Here is a 17,298-nt window from a genome sequence, read left to right as displayed (position 1 = left end):
AATTTATAAACAGTATAAAAGCGTAGGTGCTACTTTCGTTTATTAAGATTTATAGAAATAAGAGAGTCAGGAAAAAGTACAAAATATTTTAATGTGATAAATTAGGTTTCTTATAAAAAAAGCAAGTTCTAGTGTTTATTGTGATGGAACATAGCTATCTAGATTAATCAACGATACACATTTATTAATTTAAAGGAAGGAAGATCGAAAACAAAAATTAATAATTAAAATTAAATTCATGGAGGGGAAAGAATGAAACGTAAAAGTAGGACGAAGTATATGTCGATGTTTTTGACTATTTTGATGGTATTGTCCCTACTCCCAGTGCAAGCGATACAGGCAGTAGAATTTGAGGGAACAGAAGAGGGTTTGGTTGCTCACTATGACATGACAGCATCGGAAAGTAAATTAATCGATGTGACGAACAATGGATTCGATGCAGATTATGTAGGATTTGAAGAGGGGGATTTCGTAGAAGAAAATAGTGAAGCGATTCTAAACTTCACTGGAGATCCATCCAAATATGTGGAATTACCACAAGGACTTATCGAAGATGAAACCTTCACGATTGAGACAACATTTAGTACAAGCACAGAGGCGAATCATTGGCTATATAACCTAGGGACTCAAAGAGCTGATTGGCCGAATGTAACAAATTATGTTTTTTTTAATCCGAAACAGCAGGGGGGAAATGTTCGATTTGGATTAAAAGATGCGGAAAATGAGGTTCTTTTTCAAGAGGCGACTCTCGCTGATGGAGAATATCATACATTTACAGCGAGTTTTGCAGAAGGCATTGTCTCCTATTATATAAATGGAGAATTCACAGGCGAAACGACGCATACGTACTCAATTATAGACATACTTGATGAGGGCGTGGATGCAGATTCAGATTATATTGGATTTATTGGCAGATCGCTATATAATCCTGACCCAGCATTTACAGGAAATTTAGCTGACTTCAAGGTATATAACTACGCCCTAACGGAAGAAGATATAAATGAAGTGAACGTAACGGGTGTTTCCCTTGATCAAGAAACAATTACATTGACAGAAGGAGAAACGGTACAACTAGGAGTAACAGTTACTCCAGAAGATGCAACGAATAAAGGTGTTGAATGGACAAGTAGTGATGAGAATATAGTAGCGGTAGACGACAGTGGAAATATCACTGCACAAAACGCAGGTAGTGCAAAAATTACGGTAACCACAATAGATGGTGGTTTTACTGCTACTAGTGAAATAACTGTTGAGGAAGCTAGTCAACCGATTAATGAGGAAATAATTCTTCATTACGAGATGAACAATATTGATGGTACTACAGTATTAGATTCGACGGGTAACTTTGATGGGGATTGGATAAATCCAGAAAATGCTCAGTGGATTAATGGTGAGAATGTAGGCGCTATTAACTTCGAAGGGGGTAGCACTTCTTCTTACATTGAAATGCCAGAAGGTGTATTAGATGATTTAGAAAGTGTAAGTGTTTCATCAATAGTTAATTGGAAAGGAAATCAATCTGCAGAATGGTTATATGCATTAGGTCAAGATAGCGATAAATATACCTTTTTCACTCCGCGTAATGGAGCAGGATATGCACGTCTTGGGTTAGGGATTACAAGCTGGCAAAATGAAGCCAATGCAACGTCAGCTTCAGGTGCATTAACAGTAGGTGATTGGAAGCTTGTGACAACGGTTATGGACGGAGAAGACGAAACGTTAACACTCTATATAGACGGTGTGGAAATAGCAACGGGTTCTACAAATGGTTATACATTAGAGGAAATTAATAATGGTAATGGTGGAAGTGGATATATAGGCAGATCTTTTTATCAGGCAGATCCATACTTCGGAGGATTAGTTGCTGACTTCCAAGTATACAATGGTGCGTTATCTGCCACAGAAATAGCAGCCTTAAAAGAGGTGAGTGAGTCAAAAATAGCAAAATTAGATGGACTAACACTAAATTCTGTTGTAAGTAAATTAGATTATATCGATTTTATAAATCAAAATGAAAGCAAAGACGAAATTACAACCGATTTATCTTTACCGAGTACTGGTTCCTACAGTACAACGATTACTTGGGAATCACTAAATCAAGAAATTATTACAAATGAGGGGAAAGTACACAGACCTTCTTATGAAGTAGGAAGTCAACAAGTTGTTCTGATTGCAACCGTATCAGATGGAAATACATCAGTAACGAAAGAGTTCGTAGTTACTGTATTGAGAGAATTATCGGATTCAGAAGTTATTAACTATGATAAGGAAGAATTAATGGTTCAAAATATCGATAATGTTCTAGGTAATTTAACTTTACCAACAACAGGAAAGTATGGATCAACAATCTCATGGGAATCTGAGAATTCTTCTATTATTACATCGACGGGGGAAGTAATTCGACCTTCGTATGGTGATGGTAATACATCTGTAAAACTGACAGCAACGCTTAGCAAGAATGATGAAACTATAATAAAAGAATTCACGGCTGAAGTAAAAGAATTACCTTTAGAAGAAGATTTTGAAGGGTATTTGTTCACGTATATGCCAGGTGAAGGATTTCCGAACGGGGAGCAGATTTATTTTGGCTTAAGTGAAGGGAATAATCCTTTAAATTGGAATGCATTAAACAATGGGGAAGCAGTTATATCATCAGTATTAGGTGAAGAAGGTGTGAGGGATGCACATATTATTCGTTCCCCTGAAGGTGATAAATTTTATATGATCGCTACAGATTTACGTATTCGCAATAACACAAGTTGGGGTCAATCTGTACGTAATGGCAGCAGATCTATTATGGTTTGGGAATCTACTGACTTAATAGATTGGTCTGAACAAAGAATGGTCGAAGTAGCACCTCCTGAAGCTGGGAATACATGGGCTCCAGAAAGTTTTTATGATGAAACAACAGGCGAATATATTGTGTTTTGGGCTTCAAGTTTATATGAGAACGAAGAACAAAGAGCCAATGGAAATAGTTATCACAGAATGATGTATGCAAAAACAAGAGATTTCCATACATTTACAGATCCAGAAGTATATATGGACTTTGGTTATTCTATTATTGATACAACTATGATTGAACATGATGGACGTATCCACAGAATTACGAAAGGTGGTTATTCAACAGACACAAGACCTGTTAATGACTTTGTTTTCCAAGAGGTTGGTGATTCTGTTCTAGATCCTGATTTCGAATTCATTAAGGAAGGAATCGGAATAGGAGACATAGACCGCGGAGAAGGTCCAGCAATATTTAAATCGAATACAGAAGAGAAATGGTATTTATTAATTGATGAGTATGGTGGCAGAGGATATATTCTATTTGAAACTACAGACTTAATTTCTGGTAATTGGAAATTATCTGAAGATGTTCATTTACCAAATCGTGCTAGACATGGTACAGTTTTACCAATTACTCAAGAAGAGCACCAAAGGTTACAGAAGAATACTCCTGGAGTAAAAGAACCAACAGAACCAACAGATCCAGTAGAGCCAAGTGAAGAGCCAATTCTTAAATACAACTTTGAAGAATCAAGTACAGATGGTTCGATTCAAGATGGCTCAGGAAATAATTACACAGGTACATTACACGGTAATGCTACTTACGTGACAAATGAAGAAAAAGATTCACAAGTGTTATATTTAGATGGAACAAATAATACATTTGCAGCCTTTCCAACAGGTTTCTTTGATGGGAAAGATAATGTAACTATTTCCATGGATATTAAGGCAGAAACAGTATCAGGAAACTTCTTTACCTTTGCTGTAGGAAGCAATAATCAAAAGTACATGTTCTTAAGAACACGAGATACTGCAATTCGAAATGCCATTACGGTTAATGGATGGCAAAATGAAGAGGATGTTAGTGCTAATACTGTTTCTATTCAGAACGATTGGATAAATGTCAATCTTGTTATCACACCAACTAGTATGGCGATGTACAAGGACGGCTTACTTGTTGATGAAAATAACAATGTTACAACGTCTATATCTGACCTTGGTACAGATTTATTAGCGTACTTAGGACGATCTTTTTACACTGAAGACCCATTCTTTAGAGGTTCTTTCGATAACGTAGAAGTATTTAATCGTGCACTTTCGAAGGAAGAAATTCAAGAAAAGCAACTTTCATCAACTGGAATTGCTAATTTTGAAATTGCTGATCAAAGAGGTCAAACTGAAATAGACAGCAATGCAAGTACAATTAAGGTTGCTTTTAAAGGAAAAGATGTTGATGTTACAAATTTAAAACCATCAATCTCTGTTTTATCTAATTCAACAGTAACTCCAACTTCAGGAGAAGCTCAAGATTTCACCAATCCAGTTATCTATACGGTTACTGATGAGGATGGTAATACCCAGGAATGGACTGTAAGTGTAGAGGTCTATCCATCCGCTACATTACCAGGTCTCTATGCAGACCCACAGGTCCATATTTCTGGCGATACTTTTTATATGTATCCAACAACAGACGGTTTCGAAGGTTGGTCTGGAACACAATTCAAAGCATTTTCATCTAAGGATTTATTAAATTGGGAAGATCATGGTGTAATTATTGATCTTGCTACTGATGATGTAGAGTGGGCAACAGGTAACGCATGGGCTCCAGGATTTGCAGAACGTGATGGATTTTATTATCACTATTTCTCTGCAAACCAACAAATAGGAGTATCAAAATCTTCATCACCTACGGGTGGATTTGAAGATGCGCTGAACGAGCCTCTAATTCCAAGGGGAGAATATGCCGGACAGGCGATTGATCCTTATGTTTTTACTGATGAAGATGGGGAGTCATATTTTTACTGGGGAAATGGTGCTCTTTGGGGAGCTAAATTAAATGAAGATATGATTTCACTTGCGGAAGAACCTGTAAACATGACTCCGGCAAACTTCAGAGAAGGGGTTGTTGTTTTCAAGCGAGAAGGAACCTATTATCTCATGTGGTCAGAAAATGATACGAGAGATGAGGATTATCAAGTTGCATATGCAACTGGTCCATCTCCAATGGGACCATGGACGAAAAAAGAAGTAATTTTAAGTAAAGATACAGACAAGGGAATTTTGGGAACTGGGCATCATTCCATTTTACAGATGCCAAATTCAGACGATTTTTACATTGTTTATCACCGTTTTGCTATTCCAGACGGAAATGGAACTAACCGTGAAACAATGATTGATAAGATGGAATTTAATGAAGACGGAACAATTAAAACTGTAGTGCCAACTTTAGAGGGCATTACTGAACCGGTATATATAATTCCAGATGATTCTAGTGAAACCTCAACTGAAGAACTTGAGAGCTTACTAGACACAGCGAAAGCTTACACAAATGAAGGAGATTATACAGAAGAATCGTTTGCCACATTAGAGTCAGGAATTACAGCAGCAGAAGAAACACTTGCAAATGAAGAAGCAACGCAAGAGGACATTGATGCAGCTGTGACAGCCTTGCAAGCAGCGATCGATCAGTTAGAAGCAGCAACAGACCCAGATCCAATCTTGAAAGATGGATATTCAGGCGAAGAAGTTGTGACGTTGAAACAAAACTTATCGAAATTAGGATTTGGAAATTTCCCAACTTCTCCATCGGAGCGATTTGGTCCTGTGACAGCATCGGTAGTCCTTTCCTTCCAACATTATTTTGGGTTAGAAATGACCGGTATGGCTGGGGAAGAAACATTATCGCTTATCGATGAGATTTTAAATTCGATTTATACCGATGGAAATACAGCACCTGAAATCAGAGACTTGAAGCTAGATTTGACGCTTCTTGGATTTGGAAATTTCCCGATGGATCCATCGGAAAACTATGGACCGGTAACGATGGGGGTTGTGAGTGACTTCCAAGCAGCTAATCAACTAGTTGTCAGCGGCATTGCCGATCCTGTGACGCTTGCGTTACTAGCGGAACAAGTGGATGCCTTGACGCTTGATGTTCCATATAAAGACGGGGACACTGGCCAAGAGATCGTCACACTGAAAGAGAACTTAACACAATTAGGATTTGGGAATTTCCCTACGTCACCATCGGAACGATTTGGTCCTGTGACGGAATCTGTCGTCATAGCGTTCCAAAGTTATTTTGGATTAGATGCATCTGGTGAAGCCGATCAAACGACACTCGATTTGATAGACGAGATTTTGAACGGCATCTATACAGATGGCAAATCAGCAGCTGAAATCAGAGACTTGAAGCTAGATTTGACGCTTCTTGGATACGGTAATTTCCCGACGGATCCATCGGAAAACTATGGACCGGTAACGATGGGCGTTGTGAGAGCGTATCAAGAAGCGAATGATCTTGTCGTTAGCGGCATCGCAGATCCAGTGACCTTAGCGCTGCTCGCGGAACAAGTAGACGAAGTCAAGCTTGACGTTCCATATAAAGACGGAGATATCGGATATGAGATTTTCCTTCTTAAATTAAAATTAACAGAATTAGGATTTGGGAATTTCCCAGCATCCCCTTCTGACGTGTATGGTCCAGTGACAGAAGCGGTCGTCACTTCATTCCAAGTTTACTTCGACCTCCACGTGACGGGAGAAGCGAATCAGGAAACACTAGACCTGATGGATGAGATCTTAAACTCCGTCTACACAGACGGAAATTCTGCACCAGAAGTGAAAGATATGAAGCTAAAATTGACTTCTTTGGGCTATGGCAACTTCCCTACGAATCCGTCTGAAAACTATGGACCGGTGACGATGGGGGTCGTCAGAGATTTCCAACAAGCAAATGACTTAATGGTGAGTGGGATTGCAGATCCCGTGACATTAGAGAAACTTGATTCATTGTCTGAATGAATGAGTAAGAAAAGGTAGACGAAATGTGGACTAGCTTTCAAGCGTCTAAGCTTGAAAGCTAGTAAAACTAAAATGAATCTTATTTCTTAGGTAAGAATGAAGCATATGAATATTGTTTAATACCCCAAGTTTCGGTAGGTTCTGCATAGTGATCATTTCTTTTAGCTGTGCATAACATTTTATGAAGATGCCTGATCCCTTAAAGCACGGGACAGGCCTTTTTTTCGTTACAAGAAATTGATACAAAAATTATAGGTTAAATCTAAAGTATAATATGTAATTTTAGAGTTTGTTTTTAATTTTGTCTATTATTATAATCAATGAAATGGTTTGATTTATAATAGATATTAGAAAAAGTATTGGCTTCAATTAATTACTCTGTTAAATTATAATAAATACATTAGAAATAGTTTAAAGCTTTTAAAAAAAGTGTCAATGAAAATGAGATCGCTTACTTTTCGAGTTTAGATAGTCATTTAACAACGTTGTTACTATACTAGGGAGGATGTAAAATGAATAGAATCGCAGTTTGTGGAATAAGCAATCGAGGAATGGGTATGTTTGTCGAGCCCTGTGTAAAAAAATATAACCGTGAAAACAAGATTGTCGGACTATTAGATATTGACGATAAAAGAGTGGCTATATGCAAAGAAAGAATTCCTCAATTGGAAGATGTAGCTTCTTATACACCTGATCAATTTGACCAGATGATTGATGAAACGGAAGCGAATACGATTATTGTTACAGGACGTGATGATACGCATTTATTCTATATATTAAAAGGATTGAAGCGAAATTTAACGGTGATTACAGAAAAACCGATGGTAACGACTGCCGCGGATGCTGCTGAAGTAGTTGAAGCAGAAAAAAATAGTAAGGGCAAAGTAATTGTAGCATTTAATTATCGCTATAACGCAGTCCATCGTAAAATTAAAGAGATGATTTTAGAAGGCAAGATTGGTAGAGTAACGTCAGTAGATTTGAATTGGTACATTGATACATACCATGGTGCAAGTTATTTTAAAAGGTGGAATCGTTTGAGAGAGCTTTCAGGCGGACTTTCTATTCATAAATCAACGCACCACTTTGATTTAGTGAACTGGTGGATTAATCAAAACCCTGCGCAAGTTTTTGCGTTCGGTGATTTGAATTATTTTGGCCCCAATGGTGAACGCAATCCGAGTAAAAAAAATGGTAGACATTGTGTTACCTGTGACGAGCAGTTAGATTGTGACTATTATTCAAGATGGTTTAGTCGAACAAATGGGACGGCTGTTGCGAAAGATGATCATCTAAAAGGGAATAGTTTTGAAGGTGCATATGCGGACTATACTGATTATCGGCCAGATCAATGCATTTTTGACGAGGATATTACAATTGAAGATACGTACACAGTTACTGTGAAATATGATGAGGGGGCCTTATTGAGTTACTCAGTCAATTTCTCCTTGCCTTATGAAGGTTATCGGTTAGCGATTAATGGAACGAAGGGAAGAATTGAAACAACAGAATTTCATGAGCCTAGTAGAATCTCATTCCCTATACCTGAGCAAACTGTCGATTTCTTTCCAATATTCGGGGGCAAAGAATCTATTCATGTTGTCCAATCAGAAGGAACTCATGGGGGAGGCGATCCATTAATACAAGAAGATTTATTCCTTGGAGAAAATCCAAACAGAGGTTTTGACATCATGGCAGGTGCAGAAGCTGGTGCATGGTCGATTGCGATGGGAGAAGCGGTGTGGAGATCTGTGAAAGATAATAGACCATACACGATCAAAGAGCTCGTTCCACAAATGTATTAACAATAATATAGATTAGTTTTTCCTAAATGTGGACAAGACAAAATTCTGTTTGACGAAACTGAAATAACAAAATTGCTAGACTATAAGCAGAAAGCATCGTTGATGAAAATTTTCATTAAGTAAATATAATGAAGTTATAAGTATCCAAGTCACGTAAATTTGCAAAGGGTGATGCGATTGTCGGTCGAAGAATTAACCAATAATCAAATAAAAATATCAATAAAAATGTGGTTTTCAAAAAACAACATCATTATTTAACAGAAAATTTGTTGTTTTTTTATATATATTTAACTTTTATTATCTATAAATAAGAACAAATCCAAACTATAATAAGTATGTAAGCACTTACAAAAATCTGAAGGGGGAAATACTATTATGAAGATTACCAGTACAAAGAGTTTGTTTTTAATGTTTTTACTTATCGGAATGATTGTTGTCATGGCAGCTTGTGGCGGAAATGATGACACAAATGCTGAAGCGAATAACGATCCAGCAGACAACGAGAATGAGGAAGTAAATAATACCGACGATAACAACAACGAAGACGATGCAGAAAATAATGCTAATGCAGCAAGTGACGGAGAAGAAGTAGAGATTCGAGTTGCATGGTGGGGTGGTCAAGAACGTCACGACATGACAATTGAAGCGATTGAGTTATTTGAAGCTGAATATCCGCATATTTCCGTTGAACCTGAATATACGAGTTGGGACGGTTATTGGGAAAGATTAAGTACACAAGCAGCGGGTAATAACTTACCTGATGTCATCAACATGGATAACTCAAGATTAATGGAATATAGTAGTCGAGATCTCCTTGTAGATCTTCAGCCACTTATTGATAGTGGAGCTATTAACATGGACGATGTTGACGATGTTTATCAAGAATTAAATGTAGCCGATGACGGTTTTGTAAGAGCGATTTCTCTAGGTGCAAATGCCCTTGGAATAATTACAAATGATGATGTTTTAGCAGAACACGGCATTGATTTACAGCCTGGATATACGTATGAAGAAATGATTGATGCAATGCTAGAAATTCAAGATAATACGGATGAAGATTTCTTTGGTTTTGACTTTGCAAATGCTGAGTTTGAAATGTTCTTTGTTTATGCACGTCAGCACGGAGAAGCTGTGTTTAATGAAGCAGGTGACGGTTTAGGTTTTGAAGAAGGTACACTCGTAAGTTTCTTTGAAATGGTACAGTCAATGGTTAATGACAATGCGGCAGCAACGCATGATATTATGATGGATTATATTGATGGCGGTAATTCCATGATTGGTGAAGGAAGCGCAGCAATGGGAATGACTGCAAGTAACCAAATCATTGGAGCTCAACAATCTACGGATATGCAATTAGGATTAACTGTAATGCCAGCTCTTGAGGGTGGAATAGATGGAAATTGGATTCGTCCAAGTATGTCTTTCTCTATCTCGTCTCACTCAGAACAACAAGAAGCAGCAGCTACATTTATTGATTTCTTCACGAACAGTTTAGAAGCTAATGAAATTCTACAAGCTGATCGTGGTGTACCAGTTTCGTCGGAAGTCCGAAATCATTTATCAGGAATGGTTGATGGTGCTGTAGCTGAGACGTTTGATTACTTAGAGTTAGTATCAGACTACACAAGTCCAGCAGATCCGCTTTCACCTCCAGGCGAAGCAGAAGTACGTGGTTCATTCCAACGAATGATTGAAACATTGAAATATGACCAAGCAACACCAGAAGAAGCTACCCAGCAATTTATTCAAGAAGCTCAAGCTGTTTTAGAATAGATTGAAATGAATTAGCAGGTCATTGATGCAATGACCTGCTAATAAATAGGAGGAAGGTTAGTATGGCAAAAACAGAGGTTGAGGTGAACAATTCCGTACCTACACCAGAAGATTTGCAAAGACAAAAATCAAGAAGAAAAAAAGTACTTAAAGAAAGTTTGACAGGATATGCAATTATCTCACCATGGCTTGTAGGTTTTTTCTTTCTAGTGCTAGGACCAATTCTTGCTTCTTTATATTTTTCGTTTACAGATTATGATCTTCTTTCAAGCCCTAACTGGGTTGGTTTCGATAACTACGTTAATATTTTCACAAGTGATCCGAGATTCATTAAATCACTTACAGTAACTTTGATTTTTGTTTTTGTTTCAACACCTTTAAAATTAATATTCGCATTAGCGTTAGCTATGCTATTTAACACAGGTAGAAAAGGAACTGGTTTCTTCACGACAATATATTACATTCCTTCTATTATTGGTGGAAGTGTCGCGATAGCAGTTGTATGGAAACAATTATTTGGAAGAAATGGTGCAATAAATGATATTTTAGATTCAATCGGGCTTTCAGGATTAAACTGGATTGGAAATCCTGATACAGCAATTTGGGTACTCATTTTATTAATCATATGGCAATTCGGCTCTCCAATGATTATATTTCTTGCTGGACTTCGTCAAATTCCAAATGAATTGTATGAGGCAGCAAGTGTAGATGGAGCTAATGCTTTCCAAACGTTTAAAAGCATTACGATGCCAATGTTAACACCTGTTATATTTTTCAATTTGATTATGCAAACAATCGGGGGATTCATGGTCTTTACTCAGGCGTATTTGATTACGCAAGGTGGCCCTATGGATTCAACGTTATTCTATGCAGTATATTTATATGAAATGGCCTTTGAGTATTTACGAATGGGTTATGCGTCTGCAATGGCGTGGATTTTATTAATCATCATTGCTTTCATCACGCTAATCATATTTATGACTTCAAGTCGATGGGTCTTCTATGAATCAGAAGGGGGGCGTTAAAAATGAAAAAGAAGAATTCGACCCTCTCGAATATTATTTACTACTTTTTTGTTATAGCTTTTGGTGCCGTTATGGTTTATCCGATATTATGGATGGTTATGAGTTCATTAAAGCCCGAGACAGAGATTTTTAACAATGCAGCTTCACTAATCCCAGGTGAATGGTTGTGGTCAAACTATGCTAGAGGTTGGGAAGGTTTCGGTGGTACAGGATTTGATGTTTACTTCCGAAATTCAATGATTGTTACTAGTTTTGTAGTGATTGGAACAGTCTGCTCTGCGAGTATTGTGGCATATGGGTTTGCACGAATCAACTTTAAATTTAAAGGGATTCTATTTGCCTGCTTAATGGCTACGGTTATGCTTCCTGTTCAGATTACACTTATCCCACAATATATCTTGTTCCATAATATAGGATGGGTAAACACGTTTTTCCCACTAATTACACCGGCGTTTTTAGGAGGGCAACCATTTTTTATCTTCCTTCTTATCCAGTTCATTAGGGGAATACCAAGAGAATTAGACGAGGCAGCAACAATAGATGGTTGTAATAAATTTGGGATCTTTTTACGCATTATTTTGCCTTTATTGAAGCCAGCATTAGTTACAGTTATCATATTTGCGTTTATGTGGACGTGGGATGATTTCCTAGCTCCGTTGATCTATTTAAATAATGCAAGTTTGCACACTGTGACGATAGGGTTGCGTAATTTCATGGATGCAGATGGAGGAACAAACTGGGGTCCTTTGTTAGCAATGTCTTCACTTTCATTGTTTCCGCAATTTGTCCTGTTTGCATTCTTTCAAAAGTATCTAGTACAGGGGATTGCGACTACAGGTATTAAATAAGGTTTACTGAATAGCTTAATCTTTACTGGCAGACTTGCATACAAGTTTAAGTGGCTAGTAAGGTTGAAATTTGATATAGAATTTAAACACGTTTTAAACCTAAGGGAAACCTTAGGTTTTTTACTTTGCATAGAAGATGAAAGTTAAATTAAGATCTCTATTAAACGATAGTATAGATGTGAAAGAAGCCTGCGGGACTTTTTTGGGATAGAGGGCAGCCTCAGTATCTATTTTAAAAAATTAACAGATTATTCATATTTCAAGAATGGAATGATGGGAATCTTCTATAAAATATAGTTAGAGATAAGAAAGGAAGTGACCAATGTTACTTAAAAAGCGAACGGAATCGGATGAATTACTCATTATGCGTTATTTAAATAAGCGAATGCAGTTTAATGAAAAGGAAAAGTTCCACTATTTAAATAGTGAAAAAGGATATGAAGGTGATGTGAAATTTGATCAGTATACCGAAAATCTTAATGAAGAGAGATTTATTCTAAATGACTTACTACTGGAAGTAAACAATTCCTATTTTCAAATTGATACATTAATTATTTCACAGGGAATTATTCAACTTATTGATATAAAAAATTATGAAGGTGATTGTTACCTAGAATCAGACAAGCTTTATTCGGTAAAGACAGGCCGGGAATATAAGAATCCGATTAACCAGTTAAATAGAAGAGAAACTCTCCTCTCACAATTGCTCGAAAACCTCAAATATACTTATCTCGTTGAATCCTCTGTTGTTTATATAAATCCTGAATTCACCTTATATCAAGCTCCAATGGACCAGCCAATTATATTTCGATCCCAAGTAAATCGTTTTATAAATGAATTAAATAAATCACCTTCTCAACTAAACAGTAGGGACAAAGATGTTGCTAGAAAATTAATTTCATTACACCATCCTAAAAATCCTTTTCATGTGCATCCTAGCTATAATTATGAACAACTTCAAAAAGGAGTTTATTGTAACAATTGTAATTCTCATTTTATGTCAATAAAAAATCATGACTTTGTATGTGAGAGTTGTGGTGAACACGAAAAAATACAAATGTCAATTTTGCGTCATGTTAAGGAATTTCGGTTGCTATTTCCAGAACGAAAAATAACAACGAATGCCATTTATGAATGGTGCAATGCGAATCTAAATAAAAAGACAGTTTGCAAGGTTTTAAAGAAAAACTTTACTGCAGAAGGAAAGACAAAAGAAACTTATTATAAATAAATATTTCTTTATACATACAGATGATGTATGATCTTCTATGCATTCAGACCGTTTCCCTAAAGCCGCTCAGAATCGGAGCGTTTTGCCAAAGGCGAAGAGAGAACGTTCCGAATGCGGCTCAGATTTGGAGCGTTTTGCCAAAGCTGAAGAGAGAACGTTCCGAATACGGCTCAGATTCGGAGCGTTTTGCCAAAGCTTAAGAGAGAACGATCCGAATGCGGCTCAGAATCGGAGCGTTTTGCGAAAGGCGAAGAGAGAGCGTTCCGAATGAGGCTCAGAATCGGAGCGTTTTGTGAAAGGAGAAGAGAGAACGTTCTGAATGAGGCTCAGAATCGGAGTGTTTTGCGAAAGGCGAAGAGAGAACGATCCGAATGAGGCTCAGAATCGGAGCGTTTTGCCAAAGCCGAAGAGAGAACGATCCGAATGCGGCTCAGATTTGGAGCGTTTTGCCAAAGGAGAAGAGAGAACGATCCGAATACGGCTCAGATTCGGAGCGTTTTGCGAAAGGCGAAGAGAGAACGATCCGAATGCGGCTCAGAATCGGAGCGTTTTGCCAAAGGAGAAGAGAGAACGATCCGAATGAGGCTCAGATTCGGAGTGTTTTGCCAAAGCTGAAGAGAGAACGTTCCGAATGTCGCTCAGAATCGGAGCGTTTTGCCAAAGCCGAAGAAAGAACGATCCGAATGAGGCTGAGATTCGGAGCGTTTTGCCAAAGCTGAAGAGAGAACGATCCGAATGCGGCTCAGAATCGGAGCGTTTTGCCAAAGCTGAAGAGAGAACGATCCGAATCCGGCTGAGAATCGGAGCGTTTTGCCAAAGGAGAAGAGAGAACGATCCGAATGCGGCTGAGAATCGGAGCGTTTTGCCAAAGGCGAAGAAAGAACGATCCGAATCCGGCTGAGAATCGGAGCGTTTTGCCAAAGGAGAAGAGAGAACGTTCCGAATACCGCTCAGAATCGAAGCGTTTTGCCAAAGCCGAAGAAAGAACGATCCGAATGCGGCTCAGAATCGGAGCGTTTTGCCAAAGGAGAAGAGAGAACGTTCCGAACCCCACTCTGATTCGGAACGTTTTCCTAATTCCAATCAACTACCTATCAAAATCCCTAATCATTTTCGATAAAATATATGCTAAATAATGGAATTTAATTAAGACTCAAACAAAAAAATTGTTGTTTTTCAAAAGTCATTTAACATTTTCCACTAGAAGTGAGAGTGAAAATTAGTTAAAATAGAATGTAAGCACTTACAAAGTGTGTGAGAAAGGAGAACACTTAGATGCGTAAATTTTCAACCGGTTTTTATGAAGTGTTCGAGAGATTAATGAATCTAGCAATTTGGAATACGATTTGGGTTATTCATACGATCTTAGGTTTAGGTATATTAGGCTGGGCACCAGCTACCGTTGCTTTATTTACTGTTTTAAGAAAAGAAAAGCGTGAAGAAAGTGAGTTTCCGAAACTTAGAACATTCTTTCAAATATACAAATCAGAATTTATTAGATCAAATATCATAGGCTTCTTTTTAGTATTTGGTGGTATGTCTCTTCTATTTACTTTTAATACGTTATTAACGATGGATTTGTGGATTAGAGTTATATTTGGGACTTTATTATTTGTGGTATTGGTTCTTTACGTCATTGTAAGTTTATACATTTTTCCAGTTTATACGCATTATCAAACAACATTGAGACAACATGTTAAGTACTCATTAGTAATTGGCCTTGCTTATTTACCTTATTCATTATTATTAGCAATTGTGGTCGTTGGCATAAGTTATATTTATCAACTTTTTCCTGGGCTTATTTTATTCTATTTAATTAGTTTTCCAGCTACTATTATGTTGACAATTGCTTTAAAAGTTTTTGATAGTATTGAAGTGAATGACTATGGTGTGGTACAAGGTACTTTTAATGAATAAGAATAGGACTTTTAAAAATTTCTTATATATTGTACTCCTTTCTGATAAAATAATAAGTACAAATATTAAGTAGTTTCTGTTTTAATTATGTTTTAAAAGGATTGTCCGTGGAAATGAGGGTGAAATGAATATTTTCAAAAAATATCGAATCAATAGCATTTTTTTCGGTAGTTTTTTTATATTTACTATATTAATCTTAATCATCATTATTTTTGTTAGCTATCGTTTTTCAGCTAATCAAATTGTTGAGAAGACGACTGACCATCAAAAGGATAATCTCTATAGACTAAGTGAAGAGTTAGAGGATAATCTGCAAACCTTTCAAGATTATTCAGTAATACTGTCTCGTCAACAAATGTTTCGGCAGATCATTAGCGGGAGGCAATCACTGACTGGTCAACCAAGTGGTACTACGTCGTTAACAAATGATTTTTCAAATGTGATATATAGTGTTCCAGCGATCCACTCTGTAGAAATTTATATGAATTCTCCGCCAGTTGATAATATTCAATATCCGGTAAGATATTTTGATTTAGGAGAAGTTTATGATAGTGATTGGTATGATTATTTAGAAGATATCTCATATTCATGGTTGGGTAATAGAGAAGTGGAGACGATGGCTGATGACCAAGCGGTAATAAGTCTAGGTCGAAAAATTAATTCATCTCGAGGACAATTGCAGGCAATGATTATCATAAATTTAGATCCAATAACGGTAGAGAGTTGGCTGAGGAAATATCACGATGATTCTCATATTGTGTTACTAGATAATGACGGGGCTGTCGTCGCGTCTACTGGAAATAATGAAATTGGAGACGAACAATATCAAAACTTAATTGATCTATCCAATTCTGAAGAGACGGTTTTTGATGACCCTTCTCAAGATCAATTGCAAATGGAAAATGATCTGATTGTCACTACCACGATCCCATATGTGAATTGGACTGTTATGGAGGTTACTCCTTACAGTGAAATTATCGAAGGCAGTAAAGAAATGGCTAAAATATTAAGTGTGATTGCTGTTATTGCGACAATGATTGTATTAGTTGGAACATTCTTTTTGACGAAGAAATTCACAGATCCAATTATAGAGTTAACGAAAGTGATGAAGTCTTATCAATTAGATCAGTCTAGGGTGACGTTACCTAAAGGATATAAAAACGAGTTTGGACAATTATTCAATGGCTTTGAGGAATTGACAAATCGAGTGGAGGAGTTATATTCCTCTTTAAAAGAGCAACATCAACGGCAAAGAGAAGCAGAAATAAAAGCGCTACAAGCAAATATAAACCCTCATTTTCTTTATAATACGTTAGATCAATTAAATTGGATTGCAATAGAAAAAGGGAATATTGATATTAGCCGGATGATTGAATTACTAGGGAAAATGCTGCGAATTGGATTATCAAAAGGTGAAAGTATTATCACGGTAGATGATGAATTAAAGTATTTAGAGTATTACATGAGGCTTCAGAAGATACAGTTAGAGGATCGCTTTTCATATACGATCGATGCGCCAAAGGGATTACTTGATCATTACATTCCGAAGTTAACCTTTCAACCCTTTGTAGAAAATGCAATTATTCATGGCTTCAGAGATAGAAGAATAGGGATTGTGGAAATTACATTTACAGAACAGGATGATCTATTAAAAATAGAAATTAAAGACAACGGAATTGGTTTTCAAATTGATGATAAAATTAATGTGAACAACCATCTTGGTGGATATGGTATAAAAAATGTGACGGAACGTTTAAACATTTACTACGGTGAAAAATCAGAAGTGAATATTGACAGCAGTGAAAAAGGAACAGTGGTGACGATTTTAATACCAAAGATTAACGACAAAAAACATCTATCGGCTTAACATTTCACTTGTATAGGAGGTGGTC

General features: G+C 36.9%; 10 protein-coding genes. All 10 read left to right on the top strand.

Annotated elements, in window-relative coordinates; translation table 11 throughout:
- Positions 1 to 252 precede the first annotated feature (252 nt).
- The 10 genes from ACM26V_RS11840 (at position 253) to ACM26V_RS11795 (ending at position 17,273) form a co-directional block, all read left to right on the top strand.
- Entirely contained in the window at positions 253 to 6,807 is a 6,555-nt protein-coding gene (locus ACM26V_RS11840) for a peptidoglycan-binding protein (protein WP_416151614.1), read from the top strand.
- A 512-nt stretch (positions 6,808 to 7,319) separates the two neighbouring features.
- Positions 7,320 to 8,612, top strand: coding sequence for a Gfo/Idh/MocA family protein (locus tag ACM26V_RS11835; RefSeq protein WP_416151613.1), 1,293 nt, complete (start codon positions 7,320 to 7,322; stop codon positions 8,610 to 8,612).
- 375 nt (positions 8,613 to 8,987) lie between these two features.
- On the top strand, positions 8,988 to 10,385 hold the full coding sequence (locus ACM26V_RS11830; RefSeq protein WP_416151612.1) for an ABC transporter substrate-binding protein: 1,398 nt from the start codon (positions 8,988 to 8,990) through the stop codon (positions 10,383 to 10,385).
- A gap of 62 nt (positions 10,386 to 10,447) precedes the next feature.
- Positions 10,448 to 11,410, top strand: coding sequence for a carbohydrate ABC transporter permease (locus ACM26V_RS11825; protein WP_416151611.1), 963 nt, complete (start codon positions 10,448 to 10,450; stop codon positions 11,408 to 11,410).
- A 2-nt stretch (positions 11,411 to 11,412) separates the two neighbouring features.
- Positions 11,413 to 12,258 (top strand): carbohydrate ABC transporter permease, encoded by an 846-nt coding sequence (locus ACM26V_RS11820; protein ID WP_416151610.1) that lies wholly within the window; start codon positions 11,413 to 11,415, stop codon positions 12,256 to 12,258.
- Between the two features lie 322 nt (positions 12,259 to 12,580).
- The gene (locus tag ACM26V_RS11815) at positions 12,581 to 13,489 is read left to right on the top strand and encodes a nuclease-related domain-containing protein (protein WP_416151609.1); all 909 of its coding nucleotides are present in this window, start codon (positions 12,581 to 12,583) and stop codon (positions 13,487 to 13,489) included.
- A 371-nt stretch (positions 13,490 to 13,860) separates the two neighbouring features.
- The gene (locus ACM26V_RS11810) at positions 13,861 to 14,208 is read left to right on the top strand and encodes a hypothetical protein (protein ID WP_416151608.1); all 348 of its coding nucleotides are present in this window, start codon (positions 13,861 to 13,863) and stop codon (positions 14,206 to 14,208) included.
- Entirely contained in the window at positions 14,196 to 14,390 is a 195-nt protein-coding gene (locus ACM26V_RS11805; protein ID WP_416151607.1) for a hypothetical protein, read from the top strand. Before ACM26V_RS11810 ends, ACM26V_RS11805 begins: the two co-directional genes overlap by 13 nt.
- A gap of 374 nt (positions 14,391 to 14,764) precedes the next feature.
- Complete coding sequence (locus ACM26V_RS11800; protein ID WP_416151606.1) at positions 14,765 to 15,406, top strand: YesL family protein; 642 nt, start codon at positions 14,765 to 14,767, stop codon at positions 15,404 to 15,406.
- 124 nt (positions 15,407 to 15,530) lie between these two features.
- Complete coding sequence (locus ACM26V_RS11795; RefSeq protein ID WP_416151605.1) at positions 15,531 to 17,273, top strand: sensor histidine kinase; 1,743 nt, start codon at positions 15,531 to 15,533, stop codon at positions 17,271 to 17,273.
- The last annotated feature ends 25 nt before the right edge of the window (positions 17,274 to 17,298 follow it).

Origin of the sequence: Salipaludibacillus sp. HK11, assembly GCF_047795645.1 — a bacterium.
Classification (GTDB): Bacteria; Bacillota; Bacilli; order Bacillales; family Salisediminibacteriaceae; genus Salipaludibacillus.
The sequence above is the reverse complement of the archived record's forward strand: the minus strand, read 5'-3'. Positions and strand labels throughout refer to the sequence as shown.

Bases quoted from the DNA above. Each gene is read 5' to 3' on its own strand.
- ACM26V_RS11825 (WP_416151611.1), top strand. From the start codon at position 10,448: ATGGCAAAAACAGAGGTTGAGGTGAACAATTCCGTACCTACACCAGAA.
- ACM26V_RS11835 (WP_416151613.1), top strand. From the start codon at position 7,320: ATGAATAGAATCGCAGTTTGTGGAATAAGCAATCGAGGAATGGGTATG.
- ACM26V_RS11810 (WP_416151608.1), top strand. From the start codon at position 13,861: ATGAGGCTCAGAATCGGAGCGTTTTGCCAAAGCCGAAGAGAGAACGAT.
- ACM26V_RS11800 (WP_416151606.1), top strand. From the start codon at position 14,765: ATGCGTAAATTTTCAACCGGTTTTTATGAAGTGTTCGAGAGATTAATG.
- ACM26V_RS11840 (WP_416151614.1), top strand. From the start codon at position 253: ATGAAACGTAAAAGTAGGACGAAGTATATGTCGATGTTTTTGACTATT.
- ACM26V_RS11815 (WP_416151609.1), top strand. From the start codon at position 12,581: ATGTTACTTAAAAAGCGAACGGAATCGGATGAATTACTCATTATGCGT.
- ACM26V_RS11830 (WP_416151612.1), top strand. From the start codon at position 8,988: ATGAAGATTACCAGTACAAAGAGTTTGTTTTTAATGTTTTTACTTATC.
- ACM26V_RS11820 (WP_416151610.1), top strand. From the start codon at position 11,413: ATGAAAAAGAAGAATTCGACCCTCTCGAATATTATTTACTACTTTTTT.
- ACM26V_RS11795 (WP_416151605.1), top strand. From the start codon at position 15,531: ATGAATATTTTCAAAAAATATCGAATCAATAGCATTTTTTTCGGTAGT.